The 23,325-nt window shown below is 51.6% G+C and carries 23 protein-coding genes; all 23 read left to right on the forward strand.

Annotation, left to right across the window (positions count from 1 at the left end):
* Positions 1–46 precede the first annotated feature (46 nt).
* The 23 genes from IEW11_RS23270 (at position 47) to folP (ending at position 23,306) form a co-directional block, all read left to right on the forward strand.
* Complete coding sequence (locus tag IEW11_RS23270; RefSeq protein WP_188533486.1) at positions 47–319, forward strand: HU family DNA-binding protein; 273 nt, start codon at positions 47–49, stop codon at positions 317–319.
* Positions 320–322: 3 nt separating this feature from the next.
* Entirely contained in the window at positions 323–601 is a 279-nt protein-coding gene (locus tag IEW11_RS23275) for an RNA-binding S4 domain-containing protein (protein WP_188533487.1), read from the forward strand.
* Between the two features lie 136 nt (positions 602–737).
* Positions 738–1,019: a sporulation protein YabP gene (gene yabP, locus IEW11_RS23280; protein ID WP_188533488.1), complete on the forward strand. Its 282-nt coding sequence runs from the start codon at positions 738–740 to the stop codon at positions 1,017–1,019.
* Complete coding sequence (gene yabQ, locus IEW11_RS23285) at positions 1,016–1,618, forward strand: spore cortex biosynthesis protein YabQ (protein ID WP_188533489.1); 603 nt, start codon at positions 1,016–1,018, stop codon at positions 1,616–1,618. The genes yabP and yabQ overlap by 4 nt, the downstream gene beginning before the upstream one ends.
* Before the next feature lie 15 nt (positions 1,619–1,633).
* Positions 1,634–1,954, forward strand: coding sequence for an FtsB family cell division protein (locus IEW11_RS23290; RefSeq protein ID WP_188533490.1), 321 nt, complete (start codon positions 1,634–1,636; stop codon positions 1,952–1,954).
* Between the two features lie 220 nt (positions 1,955–2,174).
* Positions 2,175–2,669: a S1 domain-containing RNA-binding protein gene (locus IEW11_RS23295; protein ID WP_188533491.1), complete on the forward strand. Its 495-nt coding sequence runs from the start codon at positions 2,175–2,177 to the stop codon at positions 2,667–2,669.
* Positions 2,670–3,090: 421 nt separating this feature from the next.
* Positions 3,091–5,589, forward strand: a complete 2,499-nt coding sequence (gene spoIIE / locus IEW11_RS23300; protein ID WP_188533517.1) for a stage II sporulation protein E — start codon at positions 3,091–3,093, stop codon at positions 5,587–5,589.
* Positions 5,590–5,808: 219 nt separating this feature from the next.
* Positions 5,809–6,534 carry a vWA domain-containing protein gene (locus IEW11_RS23305; RefSeq protein WP_188533492.1) on the forward strand — a complete coding sequence of 242 codons (726 nt, stop codon included), beginning with the start codon at positions 5,809–5,811 and terminating at the stop codon, positions 6,532–6,534.
* On the forward strand, positions 6,518–7,444 hold the full coding sequence (locus IEW11_RS23310) for a serine/threonine protein kinase (protein ID WP_188533493.1): 927 nt from the start codon (positions 6,518–6,520) through the stop codon (positions 7,442–7,444). Before IEW11_RS23305 ends, IEW11_RS23310 begins: the two co-directional genes overlap by 17 nt.
* A gap of 19 nt (positions 7,445–7,463) precedes the next feature.
* Complete coding sequence (gene tilS / locus IEW11_RS23315; protein ID WP_188533494.1) at positions 7,464–8,885, forward strand: tRNA lysidine(34) synthetase TilS; 1,422 nt, start codon at positions 7,464–7,466, stop codon at positions 8,883–8,885.
* Positions 8,886–8,951: 66 nt separating this feature from the next.
* Entirely contained in the window at positions 8,952–9,494 is a 543-nt protein-coding gene (gene hpt / locus IEW11_RS23320; protein WP_188533495.1) for a hypoxanthine phosphoribosyltransferase, read from the forward strand.
* A gap of 108 nt (positions 9,495–9,602) precedes the next feature.
* The gene (ftsH, locus tag IEW11_RS23325; RefSeq protein ID WP_188533496.1) at positions 9,603–11,618 is read left to right on the forward strand and encodes an ATP-dependent zinc metalloprotease FtsH; all 2,016 of its coding nucleotides are present in this window, start codon (positions 9,603–9,605) and stop codon (positions 11,616–11,618) included.
* Positions 11,619–11,921: 303 nt separating this feature from the next.
* Entirely contained in the window at positions 11,922–12,860 is a 939-nt protein-coding gene (nadA, locus tag IEW11_RS23330) for a quinolinate synthase NadA (RefSeq protein WP_188533497.1), read from the forward strand.
* A 69-nt stretch (positions 12,861–12,929) separates the two neighbouring features.
* A complete protein-coding gene (nadB, locus tag IEW11_RS23335; RefSeq protein WP_188533498.1) occupies positions 12,930–14,549 on the forward strand; it encodes an L-aspartate oxidase in 1,620 nt (539 codons plus the stop codon).
* Positions 14,542–15,420, forward strand: a complete 879-nt coding sequence (gene nadC / locus IEW11_RS23340; RefSeq protein WP_188533499.1) for a carboxylating nicotinate-nucleotide diphosphorylase — start codon at positions 14,542–14,544, stop codon at positions 15,418–15,420. The genes nadB and nadC overlap by 8 nt, the downstream gene beginning before the upstream one ends.
* The gene (locus IEW11_RS23345) at positions 15,417–16,184 is read left to right on the forward strand and encodes a type III pantothenate kinase (protein WP_188533500.1); all 768 of its coding nucleotides are present in this window, start codon (positions 15,417–15,419) and stop codon (positions 16,182–16,184) included. Before nadC ends, IEW11_RS23345 begins: the two co-directional genes overlap by 4 nt.
* A 45-nt stretch (positions 16,185–16,229) precedes the next feature.
* Complete coding sequence (gene hslO / locus IEW11_RS23350; protein ID WP_188533518.1) at positions 16,230–17,120, forward strand: Hsp33 family molecular chaperone HslO; 891 nt, start codon at positions 16,230–16,232, stop codon at positions 17,118–17,120.
* Between the two features lie 14 nt (positions 17,121–17,134).
* Entirely contained in the window at positions 17,135–18,082 is a 948-nt protein-coding gene (locus IEW11_RS23355; protein ID WP_188533501.1) for a peptidylprolyl isomerase, read from the forward strand.
* A 91-nt stretch (positions 18,083–18,173) separates the two neighbouring features.
* Positions 18,174–19,112: a cysteine synthase A gene (gene cysK, locus IEW11_RS23360; protein ID WP_188533502.1), complete on the forward strand. Its 939-nt coding sequence runs from the start codon at positions 18,174–18,176 to the stop codon at positions 19,110–19,112.
* 238 nt (positions 19,113–19,350) lie between these two features.
* The gene (locus IEW11_RS23365; protein WP_229725619.1) at positions 19,351–20,916 is read left to right on the forward strand and encodes an anthranilate synthase component I family protein; all 1,566 of its coding nucleotides are present in this window, start codon (positions 19,351–19,353) and stop codon (positions 20,914–20,916) included.
* Positions 20,917–20,929: 13 nt separating this feature from the next.
* Positions 20,930–21,511 carry an aminodeoxychorismate/anthranilate synthase component II gene (pabA, locus tag IEW11_RS23370; RefSeq protein WP_188533504.1) on the forward strand — a complete coding sequence of 194 codons (582 nt, stop codon included), beginning with the start codon at positions 20,930–20,932 and terminating at the stop codon, positions 21,509–21,511.
* Positions 21,508–22,386, forward strand: coding sequence for an aminodeoxychorismate lyase (gene pabC, locus IEW11_RS23375; protein ID WP_188533505.1), 879 nt, complete (start codon positions 21,508–21,510; stop codon positions 22,384–22,386). Before pabA ends, pabC begins: the two co-directional genes overlap by 4 nt.
* A gap of 65 nt (positions 22,387–22,451) precedes the next feature.
* On the forward strand, positions 22,452–23,306 hold the full coding sequence (folP, locus tag IEW11_RS23380; protein WP_188533506.1) for a dihydropteroate synthase: 855 nt from the start codon (positions 22,452–22,454) through the stop codon (positions 23,304–23,306).
* The last annotated feature ends 19 nt before the right edge of the window (positions 23,307–23,325 follow it).

The raw sequence follows: 23,325 nt of genomic DNA on the forward strand, positions 1-23,325 counted from the left end.
GTCGCCGTCCCAAAAGAAAAAGGATTGAACTAGGAGGCTTATTAACATGAACAAAACAGATCTGATCAACAACATTTCCGAGAAAAGCGGACTGACAAAACGTGACGTAGAAGCAGTATTGAACGGTTTCTTAGGCGAAGTAACCGACGCACTCTCCAACGGAGATAAAGTACAGCTGATCGGTTTCGGCACATTCGAGACCCGCAAACGTAACGGTCGTGTGGGCCGTAACCCGCAAACCGGCAAAACAATCGAAATCCCTGAGTCCAACGTACCTGCGTTCAAAGCCGGCAATAAACTGAAAGAAGCTGTAAAGTAATTCATGCGTTTGGATAAATTTCTCAAAGTATCGAGACTGATCAAACGGCGCACAGTTGCTAAGGACGTGTCCGAGCAAGGACGTGTCTGGATCAATGGCCGCGAAGCCAAGCCGAGCAGCACAGTCAAGGTCGGTGATGAGCTAACGATCCAATTCGGGCAGAAGACAATTACCGTCCGTATTGAACGCACGGCGGAATCGACCCGTAAGGACGAGGCCAGCGAGCTCTATACTTTGCTGAAAGAAGAATCCAAGCCTCCGAGTGATACACTCGGTTGGTAACCAGCCGCCCGTCTAGGGCGGCTTTTTTTCTGTGTTTATCAATCATCGAGGAACTCCAAGCGGAGTTTTTCTCGTTCTTATTGGTCTAAACCTTGTCCCTCCCACATAGGATAGGGAAGGAAGGAGGGGCCAAGCCATGATAGATCAAGGGAAAGCGAAACGCCAGGAAGTAAAAATGCTTAACCGCAAGGTGCTTGAAATTTCAGGGGTCAGCAATCTGGAAAGCTTCGACAGTGAGGAGTTTTTATTGGAAACCGATTGCGGCTTCCTGACCATCAAAGGGCAGAATCTGCACATTAAACATCTCAGCCTTGAGCAAGGTCTTGTCGCGATTGAAGGACTCGTCCACTCGCTCGCCTATTTGGACGGACAAGCGCCGGAAAAATCCAAAGGATTGTTCGGCAAGCTGTTCAAGTGAACCTGAGTGTACAGTTATGGACCCTGGCGATGATGGTGATGTCGGGTATCGGCATGGGCGTGGCGTTTGACGGCTACCGTGTCGTGTCAGGCCGTTTGCAGATCGGACGGTTATGGATACCGGTACTGGATTTGCTGTACTGGCTGCTAGCAACACTCATCGTATTTCGCGTTTTGTCGGCGAGCAATGAAGGCGAAGTTCGGGTCTATGTGTTTTTAGGACTACTTCTAGGTATTGCGCTCTATTTTTGGTTGTTTAGTTCATCCGTAATTGCTTTTGTGGTATGGTTAATACAGACCATCGAAAAAACATTTCGTTTTCTCGTTTTATGCTTTGATTGGCTTGTGCTGCGGCCGTTGTTGCTTATTTATCGCCTGGTACGCGTCATTTTGGGCTTTTTGGTCGTTTTCTCTATTTTCCTCTTCAAAATTGTGGTACAATTGGTAAGTCCTTTATGGCGGCTTTTGAGATGGCTTTTACGTCCGCTTACCGGTCTCATGATGCAGAAGCTTGAACCGGCATGGAAGCGTTGGCGTATCGAGGAGCGTTTCAAGAATAGCTGGAATGGGTTAATTAAACTTTGGAAGAGACTCTTCTAGGAGGTAATCGATCAGATGAAGACATCGGCAACAGCCCAGACAACTTCACATTCAGGCTCAAGACGTCGGCTGAAGCTATGGATTCTTTTCGTTGTCCTCTTTATGGGCTGGGCCCTATACACAATGGTGAATCAGATGGAGCGGCAGGGAAACACGGAGCAGCGTCTCCTTGCGGCGGAGCAGAAGCTTAAAACCGGAGAGCAGGTAAGCGGCGAGCTTCAGCAGAAGATTGATCGACTCAATGACGCCGAATTTATCCAAGAGATTGCCCGTAAAGAATACGGAATGATCATGCCTGGGGAGAAGCCGATCCAGATCACTCGTCCGAATGAATAAAGATCAGGTGAACGTCTGTTGACCTTACTTCCGGGCTTCGGGTATAATCACGATAAAGGCAGCATCTTTCAAGCTGATCGAGGGTTGCCATTTTTTTGATGTACGTTAGGAAGTATATGGCTGTTCAAGCCATTTTTTGCTGCCCGCTGTCTGTTTTCAATAACGGTTAGCTGCCGCAGCACTAGCTTCGCAAAAATTTTAGGGAGGAACATTTTATTCTATGGCAATTGAAGTGGGAGCCAAACTAGAGGGCAAAGTGACAGGCATTACGCATTTCGGAGCATTCGTCGATTTGTCGGGAGGTGTCACAGGGCTCGTTCACATTTCGGAAATTGCCGATAATTACGTCAAGGACGTGAAAGATCATCTGAAGATTGACGATATCGTCAAAGTGAAAGTGATCAACGTGGACAAAGACGGAAAGATCGGACTTTCCATCAAACAGGCGATTGACCGTCCAGAGGGTCATCAGCCGCCGCCGCCGCGCGAACGCACAGGTGGAGGTGGAAGTGGTGGAGGTGGAGACCGTTTTCCACGCGGAGGTAATGATCGCGGAGGACGTCCATTCAAATCAGGCCAAGGAAAACCGTCTTTCGGCAAACCTTCATTCGAGGATAAAATGTCGCGCTTCCTGAAGGATAGCGAAGAACGCATCTCTTCCCTGAAGAAAAACACGGAGTCTAAACGCGGAGGCCGTGGCGCCAAAAGGGTATAACCATATATCACATCGAAGCAGAACCTGCGAGGTTCTGTTTTTTTGTGCTTTCACCTTCGCCAAAATGGGAGTTTGTCCTCCAACCCTACAGTGGTGAACGCTATATTTGGCAATTATTGACTTATGCCAAATAGTTTCCCCGCTCTATCCTTCCGCTCCGACAGGTTCGGACGAAGAATCACAATGGATTTCTAAAGTCGAAGCACGGTTTTTGTAGAAGCATTCTTTGAAAGCGGTATCACTTCGGGACGCTCAAATACAGACGGGGGCTGAATTCGCAGCCTTAGCGACAATCATCCGCCAGGCACTTTTATTTGTCGGAAAAAACTTTTGCGGGCACAACGCTTTCTGACAAACTTCATACAAACCTGCTCCTATAATAAGAGGCACTACTCAAAAATCGGAATGGTGGTGCCTAATGATGGACAAGCAAAATCTGGTGATGTTTCCTGGTGTGAAGAGGACAAGCTTCGTGCAGACGGCGGTGAGGAAGGGGATGGATTGGGCGGCGGCCCGCAGATGGGTGCAGGTCATCGCCGCCAAACGGTGGACCTTCTTGGCTGTGGCTGTTGGGTTCTTGCTGGGACGGGCTGTGATCCTCGAATCGTTATCCCCGTTTGCGGTCGCTTACTTTGCAGTCATTTATTTTTTGCGCAAGGATGCTTACCGCGTGGTGGCGATATCGCTTGTTGCAGGAAGCTGGTTTGCAGTCACACCGGCGCCGGCTTGGATTGCCATGCAGCTTGCGATATTCTTCTTGCTCATCAAGGGACTGGAAGCTTATGAACGGGCTGAGATTACGTATGCGCCGCTGTTGGTGTTCATCTCTACGCTGCTGGTGAGGTTATTCGGCGTCGTCATTTCGGATTCGCTTGGCTGGTATGAACTGACGATGGTCGGCGTGGAGGCGGGCCTGAGCTTTGTACTGACGCTCGTATTTATTCAAGCGGTGCCTGTATTGATGATGATGAAACGAACGGCATCGCTCAAGCATGAGGAAATCATCTGTCTCATGATTATGCTGGCTGCGATTATGACCGGCGCTGTCGGATGGATGCTTTACGGCATGTCGGCGGAGCATGTGATGTCAAGGTATCTGCTGCTGCTGTTCGCATTGGCAGGCGGAGCTCCGCTCGGCGCGTCTGTCGGTGTCGTGGCGGGACTGATCCTTAGCTTGGCGGATATGAATGCGATCGTTCAAATGAGCCTGCTCGCATTTTCGGGCTTGCTTGCCGGTTTGCTGCGGGAAGGAGGAAAGGCGGCGGTTGCCTTCGGCATGCTGCTCGGCACCTCCATTCTATCGATCTATATCGGCTCGCAAGCGGATGTCATGGCCTCCACATGGGAGTCAGTGGCCGCCGCGGCGCTGTTCCTGCTGACACCTAAAAGCGTTATCCGCACGATCTCAAGATTCGTGCCCGGCACTCTGGAGCACACGAAATCGCAGCATGAATACGCCAAGCGGGTGAGAGAGGTTACCGCGCAGCGCGTCACGCAGTTTTCAGAGGTATTCCGCCAGCTCTCGCGCAGCTTTGGCCAGATCGGCCAGCGCACGGAAGAGATGGCCGTGAAGAAGGAGGAGGAGATTGAGCATTTCATGAATGCGGTGGCGGAGCGCACCTGCGCCAATTGCCATCGCAAGGAGCTGTGCTGGGATGGAAAATTTCATCAAACCTATAAAGTGATGACGGAGATGATGCTGTCTATTGAAGAAAATCGCAAGCCAGGCACTAAGGAGGTGCCAAGAGAATGGTCGACACATTGCGTGAGGCCGCATCAGGTGCTGAATGTGATGAAGCATCAGTATCAGCTGCACCGGCATGACCAGTACTATAAGAAGCAGATTCAAGATTCAAGGCAGCTGGTGGCCGAGCAGTTGTCCGGCGTATCCCAGGTGATGGAGGACTTGGCCAAAGAAATTAGACGGGAGGGAGTGGAGCTTCACTTACAGGAAGAGCAAATCCGCGAGGCGTTGGAGGGCCTGGGATTATCGATTCAGAGCGTAGATATTATCAGCTTGGAGGAGGGAAATGTCGAGATTGAGGTTGCACATACATTCGGAAAGGGGTATGACGAATGCCGTAAAATCATTGCGCCGCTGCTCAGCGATATTCTAGGCGAGCATATTGCGGTGAAGTCCGAGCGTTATCCGGAGCAGAACGGCCATCCTGCGACGGTATTATTCAGTTCGGCCAAAGAATACGAGGTGGAGACAGGGATTGCCGGAGCGGCCAAGGGAGGCGATTTGTTATCCGGAGACAGCTTCAGCACAGTGGAGCTTGGCAACGGGAAATTCGCGGTAGCGATCAGCGACGGGATGGGCAACGGCGAGCGTGCCCGCATGGAAAGCAGCACGGCGCTGTCTATTTTGCAGCAGCTGCTGCAATCGGGAATGGATGAAAAGCTGGCGATCAAGTCTGTGAACTCCGTACTCCTGCTGCGCTCATCGGATGAGATTTTTGCGACCGTCGATGTCGCTTTGATCGACATGTACACGGCGAAGACCACCTTTATGAAAATCGGATCCACTCCAAGCTTTATCAAGCGGGGCAATGAAGTCGTTGTCATTACCGCTAATAATTTGCCTGTCGGCATATTGCAGGATATCGACGTTGATCTTATCCGGATTCAGCTGTTGCCTGGAGATACATTGATCATGATGACAGACGGGATTTACGATGCGCCCGGACATGCTGTTAACAAAGAGATGTGGATGAAGCGGGTGATCCAGGAGATTCATGAGAGCGATCCGCAGGAAATCGCAGAGCGTTTGCTCGAGACCGTTGTGCGCCATCATCAAGGCGATATTAATGACGATATGACTGTAGTCGTAGCGAAGGTGGACAAGCACCAGCCCGAGTGGGCGACATTCCGCTGGCCGGGCTTATCCAAAATTGAGCGCCCAAGGACGGTGAGTTAATCCCGCATTGAAAACGTATGGGTTTGGACACGATACGCCTGGCGGAAATTTTTCCGTCAGGCTTTTTATAATTTCAAGGGAGTATCACTTTATTTTGCAGAACATCCGATGATAGCGATATAGAGCCAGCTAAAAGCGCCTATGCCGGTTTAACCCTCTCAAATCGGGGAATAATGGTAGAGTATAAGCCATAGATTTTTGGATTGGGAGGCGAAGGCAATGAAGCAGATTATATTGATCACCGATGGGTGCTCCAATGTTGGCGTGAGTCCGGTAGTAGCCGCGGCGCATGCACAGGCCGAAGGGATTACAGTTAACGTAGTAGGCGTGCTGGACGATGGCGACATCGGGGAGTTCGGGGCGGCTGAAATCAATGAAATTGCAGCGGCCGGCGGCGGACTTAGCCGTCTTGTGCACATGCGGGAGCTGGCCAGGACCGTGCAGATGATGACGAGAAAAACGGTCATGCATACGATCCAAAACGCCGTACATAAGGAATTGCAGCAGGTACTCGGCACATCGTCGATCGAGTCCCTCCCGCCTGGCAAAAGGGGTGATGTGGTTCGCATGATGGACGAGTTGGGAGAAACGGCGCCGCTGCGGGTAGCGCTGCTGATCGATGCCAGTGCGAGCATGAAGCCAAAGCTGCAGGCGGTAGAGGAAGCGATCAGGGATCTGATGATCAGCTTGCAGGCGCGCCAAGGCAAGAGTGAGATCAGTGTGTTTCATTTTCCGGGCCCCCGTTACGGGGATGATTGTTGTATGGATCTGGGATGGACAAGTACGTTATCCGGCATCCCTGCCTTGTTCGCCAAGCTTCAGATGCAGGGCACGACACCGACTGGACCGGCGCTCTTGGAAGTCATTGATTTTTATCGCAAAGACGATTATGGTAGAAAGAATAGAGATGGAACGGACGGGATGAAGAGTGGCTACGTCGTTTGATCCGGGGCTCTCCCCGGGAATGGTCATAACGGGAAAATGGAAACAGGGCAGCTATCGTATCGATCGGCTGTTAGGTGAAGGGGCGAACGGCAAGGTTTATCTGGTCGAGCATCACCGGGGCCAATATGCGCTGAAGGTAGGGAGCGACGCGGTCGATTTGCAGTCCGAGGTGAATGTGCTGCAGTCGCTTGCGCTGCAAACGAAAGGATCTGCGGAATCCTTTTTGGTGGAAGTGGATGATTTCCAGCATCCGGACGGCCGGACTTACCCCTTTTATGTCATGCGTTATGTCCGCGGCATGCTGCTGGCGGATTATTTGGAGCGGGAAGGATCGGATTGGTTTCCACTGGTAGGCTTCCATCTCTTAGGCAAGCTTGCAAATCTGCATGAAGCGGGATGGGTATTCGGAGATTTGAAGATGGAGAACGTGCTGGTGGCAGACTACGGGCGTTCCCAGTTAGTCGATTATGGCGGAGTTACGGCGGTCGGCAAGAGCGTGCGGCAGTTTACGGAAATTTACGACCGTGGATATTGGTCGGCCGGTTCACGGAAGGCGGATGCCGGATATGACTTGTTTTCCTTTGCCGTGTTATTTATTCAGCTTTTTGAGAGACGGCGGTTTTCCCAGCTCGTGCATACGCTGCTGCCCCAAAATCGCGTGCCGGAGGAACTGCTGAAGCTGGTGCGGACGAATACGACCTTGAGTCCTCTTGAAGAGTGGTTCAGCAGGGCCTTTGCCGGAGAGTTCGCTTCCACTCGGGAAGCGGCCGCGGCATGGCAGCTTCAACTGCATCAATCAGGCATCAAGCGCAGGAGCGCGCCTGCACCGCGATGGATGAAACGCCTGTTTATCGCCTCTGCGCTGTTATTGACAATAACGATTATATTAATGATCCGTGTAGGGATGTAAAGAGAAGGAGAGTAGAGTTATGGAGGAACTGATGAAGCGGGTGCTGCAAACGGCCGGCGAACACCGGTTATGGCAGCCGGGTGATACGGTGATCGTCGCTTTATCGGGTGGGCCGGATTCAACAGCATTGCTCCATGTGCTCTACCGAATAGCGGCAGAGCAGCGCCTTACGCTCGTCGCAGCCCATGTAAATCATGGATTTCGTGTCGAGGAGTCGGAAGTGGAGGCGCAGCTTGTGCAGCGTTATTGCGAACAACTTGGCGTACCCTGCGAGATCGCCCGCTTGAATGTGCCTGCTTATATGGAAGAAACAAAGCTGAATGCCCAGCTTGCTGCCAGAGAGCTCCGTTATGCGTACCTTGAACAAGTGGCGCAGCGGTACAATGCTTCGCGCATCGCGCTGGGCCATCATGCCGACGATCAGGCGGAGACTGTGCTGATGCGCCTTATCCGCGGCACGGGTACCGGCGGCCTGGCAGGAATCATGATCAAACGGCAGGAAAAAAACGTGGAACTTATTCGTCCCTTACTCCGTATAAACAAATCAGATATCCTTAGCTATTGCCAGGAGCATGAACTTCCCTATAGTACGGACAGCAGCAACCTGCAGCGGTATTACTTCCGCAATGTCGTCCGGCTGGATATCCTCCCGTTTCTTGAGAACTACAATCCCCAATTAACGGAATCGCTCAATCGGTTATCTGAATTAGCCGGTGCTGACGACGATTTTATGGAGCAGCAGACGGCCGATCTTTTTGGACGGCTGGTCCGCCAAGTTCCCGGCGGATTCCGGGTGCAGCGGGGGGCGCTTCTCAAGCTTCATGTCGCTTTACAAAGGAGATTGATTAAACTAATATTAAACTATCTCGCCTTGGAAATGGAGTCCGCTTCATTTGACCGCGTGGAATCGGTAAGATACGCTGCAATGGATGACAAAAATACGATTTGGAGAACTGATCTGGGTGACGGAATCCGCTTTATCCGCGAATATGACACCCTGCAGTGGCTTAACGGCCAGCCATTAAGCGGTGGCGACTACGAATATCCGATCGTGAAGGAAACGCAGCGGGTCGTTGTTGCCGAAGCGGGCGTTGAGTTTATTGTTGATTTTATTAATCCGGACCATGAGGCGGCTGGAGCGAAGCCGCATCACCTGACTGAAGTTTGGTTTGATCCGGACGAGATCCGTTTTCCGCTGATTATCCGCAACCGCAGGCCGGGTGACCGGATGGCAGTGCTCGGGTTAAACGGAACGAAAAAGGTGCAAGATATGTTCGTTGATGACAAAGTGCCTGCCACACAGCGTGAGCTCATGCCTATCTTGTGCGATGCGGAGGGAAGGCTGCTTTGGATACCGGGCATAAGACGCTCTTCCTATGCGCTGCCGCGATCTGCAGGTGCAGCGGTGCTGCGAGTTAGGAAGATCACAAGGGCTGAATAATCGGAATCGGTTATGGATGCACTGTTATGATCATAAATATAAGTGAAGATGTAGGAGGTTCCAGAATTGCTGAACGACATTCAAGAGACTTTATACGATGCAGAACAAATCCAGCAAAAAGTAAGGGAACTGGCAGAAAATATCAGCCGCGATTTCGAAGGGCGTAATCCGTTAGTCATTTGTGTCCTTAAGGGTGCGTTTATTTTTATGGCTGATTTGGTTAAAAACGTAAGCATCCCTCTCGAAATCGATTTTATGGCGGTATCCAGTTATGGACAATCAACCAAATCATCCGGCGTGGTTAAAATCATCAAAGATCTGGATGTATCGGTTGAGGGAAGAGATGTCCTCATCGTTGAAGATATCATCGATAGCGGACTGACGCTCAGTTATCTGATCGACGTTTTGGAACGCCGTAATGCCAAGTCGGTGACGGTCGTCACGTTGTTCGATAAGCCGGCGCGCAGAACAGTGGAGCTCGATGCTGATTATACCGGGTTTACCCTGCCGGACGAGTTTGTTGTCGGATACGGTCTCGATTATGCCGAGAAGTACCGGAATTTGCCGTACATCGGTATCCTTAAACCGGAAGTCTATACGAAATCGTAACATTTCGCGATAGGGATCAGCCGTACATATCTCTCCCAATGCGGTTCTATTGTGGTGGAAAGACATGCTATGGTAAAATATTTAAAGCGCCTTGAGAGGAGGTAGGGGATGAATCGGATCATCCGTAACACTGGATTTTATTTGCTCATCTTTTTGGTGACCGTAGGGATCGTCCAATTTATCAGTAACTCGAACGATACTACCGTCGAACTTCGATACGACCAGCTGCGCCAACAGATCGCAGACAACAATGTTTCTAAGCTGACGTTACAATTTGACGGATATTCTTACAATGTAACGGGTGAATTTAGGACGAGACCGGCTGATGCGGAATCGGATCAGTTCTTCTCGCGTACGAACGTGGAAGAATTCGCGGTCAAAGAGATTACGGATGCGCAGCAGCAGAACAATTTTGAATTGTCCTTTAAGAAGATGGAAGGCCAAAGCTTTTGGCTCACTTTCCTGACTTCGATCATCCCTTTTGTGATTATTTTCATCTTGTTCTTCTTCCTGATCAATCAAGCACAAGGCGGCGGCGGAAAAGTAATGAATTTCGGCAAGAGCCGCGCAAGGTTGTATAACGAAGAGAAGAAACGTGTCACGTTTGAAGATGTGGCGGGGGCAGATGAAGAGAAGCAGGAACTCGTCGAAATTGTCGACTTCCTGAAAGATCCGCGCAAGTTCGCAGCCGTTGGGGCTCGCATACCGAAAGGTGTTTTGCTTAACGGGCCTCCGGGTACCGGTAAAACCTTGCTTGCCCGTGCAGTAGCGGGAGAAGCCGGCGTGCCGTTCTTCAGCATTTCCGGTTCGGACTTTGTAGAGATGTTTGTCGGGGTCGGTGCATCCCGTGTAAGGGACTTGTTCGAAAACGCCAAGAAGAATGCGCCATGTATCATATTTATCGATGAGATTGACGCTGTTGGACGCCAACGCGGCGCCGGTTTGGGCGGCGGACATGACGAGCGTGAGCAGACGCTCAACCAATTGCTTGTCGAAATGGACGGTTTTGGAGCGAATGAGGGTATTATTATCGTCGCTGCTACGAACCGCCCGGATATCCTGGACCCGGCATTGCTTCGTCCAGGACGCTTCGACCGTCAAATTACGGTTGACCGTCCCGATGTTAAAGGCCGTGAAGCGGTGCTTAAGGTTCATGCCCGCAACAAACCGCTCCAAGACAATGTCAAGCTGGACGTTATTGCGAAGCGCACAACAGGCTTTACAGGAGCTGACCTGGAGAACCTGCTTAATGAAGCGGCTTTGATCGCCGCTCGCAGAAACAAGAAGGACATCGGCATGGTCGAGCTTGATGAAGCCATTGACCGCGTCATCGTCGGTACGGAGAAGAAGAGCCGTGTCATAAGCGATCGCGAGAAACGAATCGTCGCTTATCACGAAGCGGGACATACGATTCTCGGTTATTTCCTCGAGCACGCGGATACGGTGCACAAAGTTACGATTATTCCTAGAGGTCGTGCCGGCGGTTATGTAATCATGCTGCCGAAGGAAGACCGGATGCTTGTTACGAAACAGGAGCTGCTTGATAAAGTGACCGGCTTGCTTGGCGGGCGTGTTGCGGAGGAACTGTTTATCGGCGAGATCGGTACAGGTGCTTACAGCGACTTCAAACAAGCGACGAGCATTGTCCGCAGCATGATCATGGAATACGGAATGAGCGACAAGCTCGGACCGATGCAATTCGGCAGCTCGCAAGGGCAAGTATTCTTGGGTCGTGACATTGGCCATGAGCAGAACTACTCCGATGCGATTGCATACGAAATTGACCAAGAGATGCAAAACTTCATTACGTCTTGTTATACAAGAGCCAAAGACGTGTTGACGGAGAAGAGCAAGGAAGTTCATCTCATTGCTCAGACCCTGCTCAGCGAAGAGACGCTTGAGATCGAACAGATCAAACGCCTCATTGAGACAGGTTCGCTTACTGGCGGCGAAGGTGAAGTGACTGCCGCACCTGCGGAGTCTTCGGCAGAGCCGACGGTGGATACGCTGGGTGACGTCAAGGTGCGGATTCAAACCCGTGAACCGGGTAAAGAAACACCACCTGCAGATGGTAATGTTAACGGCAATCCGGATGGCAATGACGGAGATGGAACTAAATCTTAAGCCTGAACAAAAGTGCTGCCCGAAAGGGCGGCACTTTTTTTGAGAGATCTTGCCCCCGCCTGGAGGACCGTATCCGGCTGTATTTGGTCGTCATCAGGCTTGTTGCATGTGCAGCGTATTTCATATTCGCTGCTGCGGGAGATGGCGGCGTTTTGAAGAAGCGGCCTTTTATTGACAGTGTCACTGTGGTTGTGTAAATTAGTTGTTAACTAAATGATTTGTCCAGCTTTGGCTACACTAAGAGGAGCGGCTGTCCTAACGAGTGGATATGCCTGCCGATTGCATATAAGGAGAGGATGTTCCGTGGAAGCATTGGCATTGGAGCGCAAGGAACAACAAAATCGTGAGCTGCGCGAACGCTTAATGCAGTTGAAGAAAGAACGTAATGCCATCATACTTGCTCATTATTATCAGCGAGACGAAATTCAGGAAGTTGCCGATTTTCGGGGAGACTCTTTCCTGCTTGCCCAGAAAGCGGCGGAGACCGATGCCGATACCATCGTATTTTGTGGTGTCCATTTCATGGGGGAAAGCGCTAAGATTCTGGCACCGAACAAGACGGTTATCATTCCAGACGAGCGTGCCGGCTGTCCGATGGCCGATATGGTCAATGTCGATGGTTTGCGCAAGCTGAAAGCTCAGCATCCGAATGCGAAAGTAGTCACTTATATTAACTCTTCCGCTGAGATTAAAGCAGAGACGGATATATGCTGCACCTCGGCCAATGCAGTTAAAGTAGTCAATTCAGTGGATTCGGATGAGATTATCTGGGTGCCGGACAAAAACCTGGGTCATTATGTACAACAGAAGACCGACAAAAAAATGATTATCTGGGAAGGCTACTGCAACACCCATGATATGTTAACGGTGAAAGATGTGGAAGAGATGAGAGCCAAATATCCGAATGCGCAGTTTGTCGTTCATCCGGAATGCCGCCCTGAAGTGGTGGCGCTTGGGGACTTCGTCGGAAGCACCACTGCGATTATTAAGTATTGCAAAGAATCCGATTGCCAGGAATTCATCGTCGGAACAGAAGATGGAACCGGATATCAACTACGGCTTGACAGCCCGAACAAGACGTTCCATTTTGCTACGAAATATCTGGTTTGCCCAAATATGAAGGTTAACAACCTGAAAAAGCTCGTTAAATGTTTGGAAACGATGCAACCACAAATTTATGTACCGCCGCATATTGCGGATCAAGCTCGTTTGTCCCTGGAGCGCATGCTGCAAGTCAAGTAGCATGCGCTACTCTCTTATTTGAATATGTGTAAATAACCCGGCTGTTTACGCTAGAGAGGAATTCGACGGATGATACCAAGATATTTAGTGGATTTTTCGCTGCAAGATCTACCAGTGGTCGATAAAGATGTTATCGTAATAGGGGCCGGCATCGCCGGTCTTTTTACCGCTATTAAGGCAAGTGAGAATAATGAAGTTCTCATGATTGCAAAGAAATCGATGCTCGACAGCAATACCCGGTACGCACAGGGCGGCATTGCCGCAGTCATTTCGGATGAAGATTCGCCGGCTTACCACAGGCAGGATACGCTGATTGCAGGTGCTGGATTGTGCAAGCATGAAGCTGTAGATGTCCTTGTCCATGAAGGGCCGAAGGGCGTGAGCGATTTGGTGCGGATGGGAACGCAGTTTGATCTGGAGAACGGTGAATATGCGCTGACCAAGGAAGGCGCGCACAGCCAGCGGCGCATTCTTCATGCGAACGGTGACGCAACGGGGTATGAAATCGTCCGTGCGTTATCGGAGAAAGCTAAGGCGCATCCGAATATTGAAGTCTGGGACGACCACTTTGTCATTGATCTGGTAACGAAGGATGGGGAGTGCCGGGGTGTACTGGTGCAGAAGCCGGAGGGAGAACGGCTTTTTGTGCGGGGGAAGGCCATTATTTTGTGCTCTGGAGGCGCAGGTCAATTATATCGCTACACAACGAATCCCGATGTGGCAACAGGTGACGGTATAGCGATGGCTTACCGGGCGGGAGCATACATACAGGATGTAGAGTTTATCCAGTTTCATCCGACCTCGCTTTGTTATCCGGGCGCTCCGCGCTTTTTGATCTCCGAGGCGGTCAGGGGAGAAGGCGCGGTACTGCGTAATATTAAAGGCGAGCGATTCATGGAACGTTATCACGAGCAGCTTGAGCTTGCGCCGCGGGATGTGGTGGCAAGAGCAATCGTGAGCGAGATGGAAGCGACCAAATCAACCTTCGTCTATATTGATATCACGCATGAGTCGGCGGATATGGTGAAGCATCGTTTTCCTAATATTTATGAGTTCTGTCTAAACTATGGCCTGGATCTCACAACCGACTGGATTCCGGTGGCGCCGGCAATGCACTATATGATGGGCGGCGTTAAGACCGACCTGAACGGAGAGACGAATATCGGAAGATTGTTCGCTTGCGGGGAAGTGTCTTCCACCGGTGTGCATGGAGCGAATCGCCTGGCGAGCAACTCGCTGTCCGAAGCGATTGTTTTCGGCCGGCGGATTGTGGATAGGATCAATGAATTGGAGCCGGTTCAAGCGGCAGATCCATTCGTGTTAAGTGAGGAAGCAAGGCGCAGCGTATTACCGATCCAAGCGGTTGTCGAGAAGCGGTTAAAGCTGCAGAAAATAATGGTTCGTTATGCAGGACTGCGGCGGGATGCCAAAAGCTTGGTCAAAGGGCTGGAGGAGTTGAAACGTCAGCTGCCGATTTTTCAGACCGTGTTGACCAAGCGCGAGGAATATGAATTTGCGAACATGCTGACTTGCGCCCTGTTAACGACCCAAGCGGCATTAAAACGGGAAGAGAGCCGGGGCGCACATTACCGCGACGATTTCCCGGAGCGTGATGATTTGTTATGGCGTAAGCATACCGTACTGCATCGGGAATTCGGTGCAACAGAGGAGCGAATAGTAGATGTTTGAGCTGGGAAGCTATGATTATGCGCTGCGCGGGCAGATCCGCGCTTGGCTCGCAGAGGACGTCGGATCGGGAGATGTAACGACCGAGACGACAATTCCTGCGGGACATCGCTCAAAAGCGATCATTCATGTGAAAGAAAACGGAATTATCGCCGGATTGCCGGTGGCACGCCTGGTGTTTGAGGTTGTCGACCCGTCTTTGCGTTTCCATGCCTTTGTCCAGGACGGGGATTCCGTGACAAAAGGAGAGATCTTGGCGGAGGTGGAGGGCAGTACGCACAGTCTGCTGACGGCAGAGCGGCTGGCGCTCAACCTGATGCAGCGAATGTCGGGTGTTGCCACGAAGACGCGCAAGTATGTGGATGCGCTTGAAGGCCTTCCCGTACGGCTGGTTGATACACGCAAGACGACGCCTGGACACCGCCAGCTGGAGAAATACGCAGTTCGCGTCGGCGGCGGGGCAAACCACAGGTTTGGGCTGTATGATGCGGTCATGATTAAAGATAATCATATTAAAGGCGCCGGGGGGATACGGGAAGCGGTGGAAGCTTCGCGCAGGCAGATCCCGCATACGATGAAGATCGAAGTCGAGGCCGAATCGCTGGAGCAGGTGGAGCAAGCGCTTGCTGCCGGGGCGGACATCATTATGCTGGACAATATGCCGGCGCCGCTTATGACTGAAGCGGTAAAGCTTATCAAGGGCCGTGCGCCGCATGTGATCACCGAAGCATCGGGCGGGGTTCGCCTTGATACCGTGCGCGGTATTGCAGAATGCGGCGTAGATGTTATATCTGTAGGCGGATTGACGTATTCGTTTGATTCACTCGACATCAGCCTGGATCTAGGAGGCAAAAAAGGAGGAGATCCATCATGAATCTCGTCATAGATGTCGGGAATACAAATATTGTTCTAGGCATATACCGCGGCAAAGAGCTTCTGCATCATTGGCGGCTCAGCACCAATCGCTCGGCAACCGTAGACGAGTACGGCATTATGATCCATAATCTGTTTCATTTTGCAGATTTGAAACTGAGCGATGTGGATGGTATCATAATTTCCTCGGTTGTTCCTCCTCTGATGAGAACGTTGGAGCAGCTTTGTATGAAATATATCAGGAAAACCCCTTTGATCGTTGGCCCGGGAACGAAGACCGGGTTAAATATCCGTTATGAAAATCCTCGGGAAGTCGGAGCTGACCGCATTGTCAACGCCGTAGCCGGCATCGAGAAATACGGCACGCCGCTCATTGTCGTGGACTTCGGTACCGCTACGACCTTTGATTTTATTGACGAAGCAGGCAATTACTTGGGCGGTGCCATTGTGCCGGGCATCGGCATTTCCACGGAAGCTCTTTATCAGCGTGCAGCCAAGCTGCCGCGTATCGAGCTGGTAAAACCAAAAAGCGTGATTGGACGGAACCCTGTTTCATCCATGCAGGCTGGAATTATATTCGGTTACGCCGGTCAGGTCGACGGCATTGTCAAACGGATTTGCAATGAATTTAAGGTTAAGCCGTATGTGGTTGCCACAGGAGGTCTTGCGGAGCTCATCGCTGGTGAAGCGGAAACGGTTCACGAGGTGGATCCGCTTTTGACTTTGGATGGACTTCGCTTAATTTATGAACGGAATCAGGAATAATAAGTAAGAAGAATGGAACGTAAGGAGGCGACAAGGGTGGACACAATGAAGGACTATTTAGTTAGGGGCACCGCTTGGGGCGGCAAACTCCGGGTATTCGCAGTTCGCACGACTGAGCTCACAGGAGAGCTGTGCAGACGGCATAACACGTTGCCGACGGCCACAGCGGCTTTTGGACGGACGGCTGCTGTTGGCGCGATGATGGGCGCGATGCTGAAGGGTGAAGAGAAGCTTACGATTCAGGTGAAAGGCGACGGGCCAATCGGACAAATCGTTGTCGATGCCAACGCTAAGGGCGAGGTTCGCGGTTATGTAGATCATCCGGATGTTCATTTGGCCAGCAATAACTTGGGCAAGCTCGATGTGGCGGGAGCGGTTGGCCGTACCGGCCACATTCATATTATAAAAGATTTGGGCATGAAAGAGCCTTACCGCGGCAGTATTCCAATCATATCCGGGGAACTGGGCGAGGATTTCACCTATTACTTTGCAACCTCGGAGCAGACGCCTTCGGCAGTCGGACTCGGCGTTCTTGTAGATACCGATGGCTCCGTGCTGCAGGCTGGCGGCTTTATCGTTCAACTGATGCCAGGATTAAGCGATGATGAAATCACGCGCCTGGAACAGGTATTAGCGGGTATGCCTCCAGTTACGGCTTTGCTGGATCAGGGGGAATCGCCGGAGGAGCTGCTCCGATTCGTGGTCGGTGACGATCTGCAGGTGCATGAGACCATGCCGATTACATTTGTCTGCAAATGCTCGCTTGACCGGGTTGAAAAAACGCTCATCAGCATGGGTGAGGCTGAACTGCAGCGAATCATCGAAGAGGATGGCAAGGCCCAGGTGGAATGCCATTTCTGCAACGAAGTTTATACATTTGACCGCCCGCGACTGGAAATATTGCTTGAACAAGCCAAGCCGAAACCCATGCATTAAGTGAGGATATTGAAATGAGCAAAAAAGATCTGTTAAAAGGACTGATTGCTCTTCAAGCCATTAGCATGATTATTCTGACGGTAATTGTTGTTCTATACAGGCTGCCTTCCATCAGTCATCCAGGTCCTTCATCCGAAACGAACGAGAATATTGATACATTGGGCAGCGAAGTGGTTGCAATGGTTGGATCCGAGCAGATCACGATGCGGGAGCTGCAAGAGCAGCTGGAGATGCAATATGGTGAACAAATGCTTCATACGCTGATGCTTCATCGTGCGATTCGAATGGAGGCTGAGACTTACGGGTTTAGCGTATCGCCCCAAGAGCTTGAGGATGAGCTGGCCCGAATGATGGAAGGATATGTCGACGAGGCTGAATTTTATCGAACGATGGAAGAACAGCTGGGATTAACGAAGGAAGACGTCGGCCGGGATGCCGAATATCGGCTGCTGCTCGAGAAGATCGCGATAACGCCGATCGTCCTCACCGATGAAGAGGTTCGAGCTTACATTGACGATCATCCAGACCTGTTCGGCCCGCGAACGCAGATCCGGCTCGCTTGGATCGTGACCGAAACCCGCAGATTAGCCGAACAAGCAGTGCAGGAGCTTTCTGAGGGAGAAAACTTTGCGGCGCTGGCCCGGCGGTATTCAATCGATGAATTTACCGCTGGCACCGGTGGTGATCTCGGGCGCATTGAAGCGGATGACCCGTTTATCGATGAAAATGTGCTGGAAGCAGCCGCAGAGCTTGAGGTAGGCGACATCGCCGGCCCCGTGCCGATCGACTCCGGTTATGCAGTCATAAAGCTTAACGAGCGCGAGGTCATCATGCAATATGATGAGCAAAGAAAGCAGGAGATGGCCCGCAAGCAGCTGGCCCTGTCGAAAGCCAAACCGCTGCATGAAGTGGAGCAGGATCTGCTGCGCAAGTATGATGCCAATGTTGTCCGGCAGCCTTAACTTGACTATTGACAACTGCTATCCCCGATTGATAAGATGAAAGAAAGTAAAAACCAACTGAATTAGTCGGAAATAAGGAGGCACTTTTATCATGGCTAGAATTGTACAGAACGTAACGGAATTGATTGGTGACACGCCGCTTGTCCGCTTGAACCGCCTAGTGCCGGAAGACAGCGCAGAAATCTACGTAAAGCTGGAGTACCAAAATCCAGGCGCCAGCGTCAAAGACCGCATTGCGATCAGCATGATTGAAGTTGCAGAGCAAGAAGGCATCATTAAGCCCGGAGATACAATCGTTGAGCCAACCAGCGGCAATACAGGTATCGGCCTTGCGCTCGTTGCAGCTGCAAAAGGCTACAAAGCGATTCTGGTTATGCCGGAAACAATGAGCATTGAGCGCCGCAACCTGCTTCGCGCTTACGGCGCGGAAATCGTTCTGACACCGGGATCCGAAGGGATGAACGGTGCGGTACGCAAAGCTGAGGAGATTCAACAAGAGAATCCAAGCTATTTCATGCCGCAGCAGTTCAAGAACCAAGCGAATGTGAAGGTTCACCGTGAAACGACGGGTCCAGAGATCGTGGAAGCAATCAATTCGCTTGATGGCAAGCTGGACGCATTCATCGCCGGTATCGGTACAGGCGGTACGATCAGCGGTGCGGGTGAAGTGCTGAAACAAAGCTTCCCTGACATCAAGATTTATGCAGTTGAACCAGCGGCTTCTCCACTGCTGTCCGGCGGTAAACCGGGCCCGCATAAAATTCAAGGCATCGGCGCGAACTTCGTACCTGACATCTTGAACCGTGAAATCTATGACGGTGTGATCACTATCGAGAACGAGGAAGCCTTCGAATATGCCCGTCGTGCGGCCAAAGAAGAAGGTATCCTGTGCGGGATTTCCTCCGGCGCAGCGATCTTCGCGGCTCTTAAAGTAGCTAAAGAATTGGGCAAAGGCAAGCGTGTTATTGCTGTCGTTCCTAGTAACGGTGAGCGTTACCTGAGCACGCCGTTGTTCAACTTCGAAAACTAATACGATCGATCAAGAACCTCCCGGCATGTTCGTCCGCGGGGGTTCTTTTCTTTTTACGGACATTTGATTATACTAAGTGCAACCGTTAGACGCAGATACAGGCGGCTCGGTTGGCACAAAGGCAACCGTTAGACGCAGATACAGGCGGCTCGGTTGGCACGAAAGCAACCGTTAGACGCAGATACAGGCTGCTCGGTTGACTCCGATGCAACCGTTAGACGCAAGGGAGGCAGGCGCATTGGTAATTACGCCTTTTGAACAATGGCAGGCTTGGCATGATGCCGGGCAGTATACGACACTGCCTTTTTTATATAAACAATCCTTGAATCGCTCTGCCCAGCGAGTTCATTCCTGGACGAGGGCTTGGGAGTCCGCGTCACCGCACGCGGTCGTACTCGAGAGCGGCAAAACCGGAAAATATACGTACCTGGGACTGCATCCCGCCGCTGTTATTAGGGGTAAGGGCCGAGAGGCCGAGAGCGTTGATATCCAAACCGGCGAGCGTACATCCAGGCTGGGTGAACCGCTTGAGGTTGTACGTGAATGGCTGCGTCCATTTAAAGGGCCAAGACTACCCGAAGGTCCGAAATGGACTGGAGGCATCGCCGGTTTCTGGACGTATGATATTATTCGCTTTATTGAAAAGCTGCCGGAGCTGGCGAAGGACGATCTGGAACTGCCTGATTATTTGTTCATGCGACTGGATGAATTGTGGATTATCGATCACGAATCCGACGAACTGTATTGTGCGGTGCACAAAGGGGTCCCGCCGGGCGCAGGTGCGCAGCAGTTGGGCACTCTCTACGAGGAAGCGCGGCTGCAAGCCGAGCAGATGGCCCGTTTTTGGCATGAGTTTACAGATCCTCAAGGCAACAGTGAGACAATTCTGCTGACGGAGAAAAGACTGCAATTCCTTGGAGACGAAGGGCTGCACATTGATGTGGAAGCGATGAAGGGGCTCACGTCTCCATTTCCTAAAGAAGACTTCAAGGAAGCGGTTCGTCGCATCCAATCCTACATCTCGCAAGGCGATGTGTTCCAAGTGAATTTGTCGTTGCGCCAAAGCCGGGAGCTCGCCGTTCCTCCGGAAGAGCTGTATGAGTGGCTTCGCATGTTTAATCCGTCACCCTATATGGGATTTCTGCGCTGCCCCGATTTTCAACTCGTATCCGCCTCACCCGAGCTGTTAGTTGAATCGCGCGACGGCATGCTCGTTACACGTCCGATCGCCGGTACAAGGCGTCGCGGGCATAGCGAGGAGGAGGATCTTCAAATGGAAGAAGAGCTCCTCTCGAATGAAAAAGAGCGGGCAGAGCATATCATGCTGGTTGATCTGGAGCGCAATGATCTGGGCCGGATTTCCGCATACGGTACCGTCAAAGTGAAAGAATTGCTCGCCATCGAGCGGTATTCCCACGTCATGCATCTCGTTTCTCAGGTGGAGGGCAGACTCACGGAGGGGAAAGATGCATTCGATGTGATTGCCGCCACTTTTCCGGGTGGAACGATTACCGGAGCCCCTAAAATCCGCACCATGGAAATTATTGAAGAGTTGGAGCCTGTAAGGCGAGGCACTTACACGGGATCGCTCGGATGGATTGACTATAATGGGGATATGGAATTTAATATAATTATTCGGACGATGACCGCCAAAGACGGCCAAGTCCATATTCAGGCCGGAGCGGGAATTGTTATTGATTCCGATCCGGATCGGGAATATTACGAGTCGCTGAACAAAGCGAAAGCGCTGTGGAAGGCAATCGAATACAGCGAACGGTTCAGAGAAACCGTACACAACCATTAAGGGGGAATTACGCATGATCCTGGTCATTGATAATTACGACTCTTTCACATACAACTTAGTGCAATACTTAGGTGAATTGGGCGAGGAAGTCGTTGTGAAGCGAAATGATGAAATCGACTTGGAAGGCATCAGGCAGCTGGGGCCGGATCACATTTTGATCTCCCCCGGTCCTTGTACGCCGAATGAGGCGGGTATCAGCTTGGCGCTTATTGAAGCGTTCAAAGGTAAAATTCCGATCTTCGGCGTCTGTCTGGGGCATCAATCGATCGGACAAGCATTCGGCGGCGATGTGGTTCGGGCGGAAAAACTGATGCACGGCAAAACGTCCGAGATCCATCATGACGGCCGCACGATATTTGAAGGCATACCCTCTCCATACACAGCAACGCGGTATCATTCACTAATCGTCAAACGTGAGACCCTTCCGGATTGTCTGGAAATCAGCGCTGAAACGGCGGAGGGTGAAATTATGGGATTGCGCCATAAGGAATATCCGATCGAAGGCGTTCAATTCCATCCGGAATCGATTATTACCGAGCATGGCTTAACCTTATTGCGTAATTTCCTTCAATTGCGAGCTGGAGCAGCTCGATGAAAGTCGGGTTCAACGGGTCTGTTATTGAAGCGAGAGAAGCTGTGATCTCTGTTTATGATCACGGCTTTTTGTACGGAATGGGTTTGTTTGAAACGTTCCGAACCTATAACGGGGGGAAGCCTTATTTACTTGACCGGCATCTGAAACGGCTCGAAGAGGGCTGCCTCACACTTGGCATTCAATACATTCCCCAGGAAGAACAAATTAAACGGCTGCTGCGGGAGCTTCTGCAAGCCAACCGATTAGAAGAAGCCTATGTCCGGTTAACGGTAAGTGCGGGGGAAGGAGAGCTTGGGCTGCCAACAGCTGATTATGAAAGGCCCAATATACTCGTCCTTGTTAAGCCGCTTCCTACTGTCAATGAGTTGTTGTATGTCCAAGGGAAGGAGCTGCGTCTGCTCAGCACGCTTCGAAATAGCCCGGAAGGCGAGTTCAGGCAAAAATCGCTGCATTACATGAATAACATTTTAGCAAAGCGGGAGCTTACGGCGTCAGGCGCTTCTGCGGGAGCGGAAGGATTAATGCGGACACGGGAAGGCTGGCTTGCGGAAGGCATCGTCAGCAATCTGTTTTTTGTCCGAGATGGGATCCTATATACACCGGATATAAGCACAGGCATCCTCCCGGGCATTACCCGCAGACGGGTCATGGAGCTGGCGGAAGCAGCCGGCTTATCGGTTCAAGAAGGCTACTTCACCTGGGAGGAGCTGCTCGAAGCCGCTGAAGTATGGGTAACCAATTCCATACAGGAGATCGTTCCGGTTACGCGGTTATCCGATGAGTACGGTGAGATGAATATGATCGGAAAAGGCGAGGCTGGCCCGATCACGAAGCAGCTTCTGCAAGCTTATCGTGCGGATGCCAATGCAATGTAAGTACAGGACAATATGACACAGCACCGGATAGGATAACATCGGGATGGCAAGGAGGAAGAAAAACGATGAAAACGAAATTTTGGCGCAGAGTATACAAGTGGGACGATGGTGTGAGCTTGGAGCTCGGAAATCGCACGTTGATCATGGGCATTTTGAATGCGACGCCTGATTCGTTCTCAGACGGCGGCCGTTACGATAATGTGGAACGAGCGGTCGGACATGCGAAGGCGATGGCCGCCGAAGGTGCGGACATCATTGATATTGGAGGAGAATCGACGCGGCCGGGCCATGAACAGGTACCGCTTGAGGAGGAGCTTAACCGCGTTATTCCGGTGATTGCGGCGATTCGCAAGGAGCTGCCGCACATCCCGTTATCGATTGACACGTACAAAGCGGAAACCGCGCGCCAAGCACTCGAAGCCGGCGCACATCTCATCAACGACGTATGGGGTTTCAAGGCCGACCCCCTGATGGCCGCTGTAGCGGCGGAATACGGCTGTCCCGTTATTATCAGCCATAACCGTCACAACCGCGACTATGGAGAGTTCGTCCCGGATGTGCTTGCCGACCTGCAGGGCGGTGTCGCCATTGCTGAGGCAGCCGGTGTCGCCGGCGACCGGATCTGGCTCGATCCGGGCATCGGCTTCGCCAAGGATTATGAACAGAATTTGCACATGTTAGGTTCCCTTGATAAGCTTACCGCACTCGGCTACCCCGTGCTGCTGGGCACCTCGCGCAAGTTGTTCATCCGGCAGACGCTGGACCTGCCGGTGGACGACGTCGTAGAAGGCACTGCGGCTACTGTCGCCTTGGGAATTGCCCAAGGCTGCCAAATTGTCCGCGTGCACGACGTACGTGTGATGAAACGAATCGCGATGATGACCGATGCCATCGTCTATCGACAGTCGAGCCAGCGCTAACCTCTAGTAGAGAAGGGTG

Origin of the sequence: Paenibacillus abyssi, from assembly GCF_014640295.1 — a bacterium.
In the GTDB taxonomy this organism is placed as follows: domain Bacteria; phylum Bacillota; class Bacilli; order Paenibacillales; family Paenibacillaceae; genus Paenibacillus_D; species Paenibacillus_D abyssi.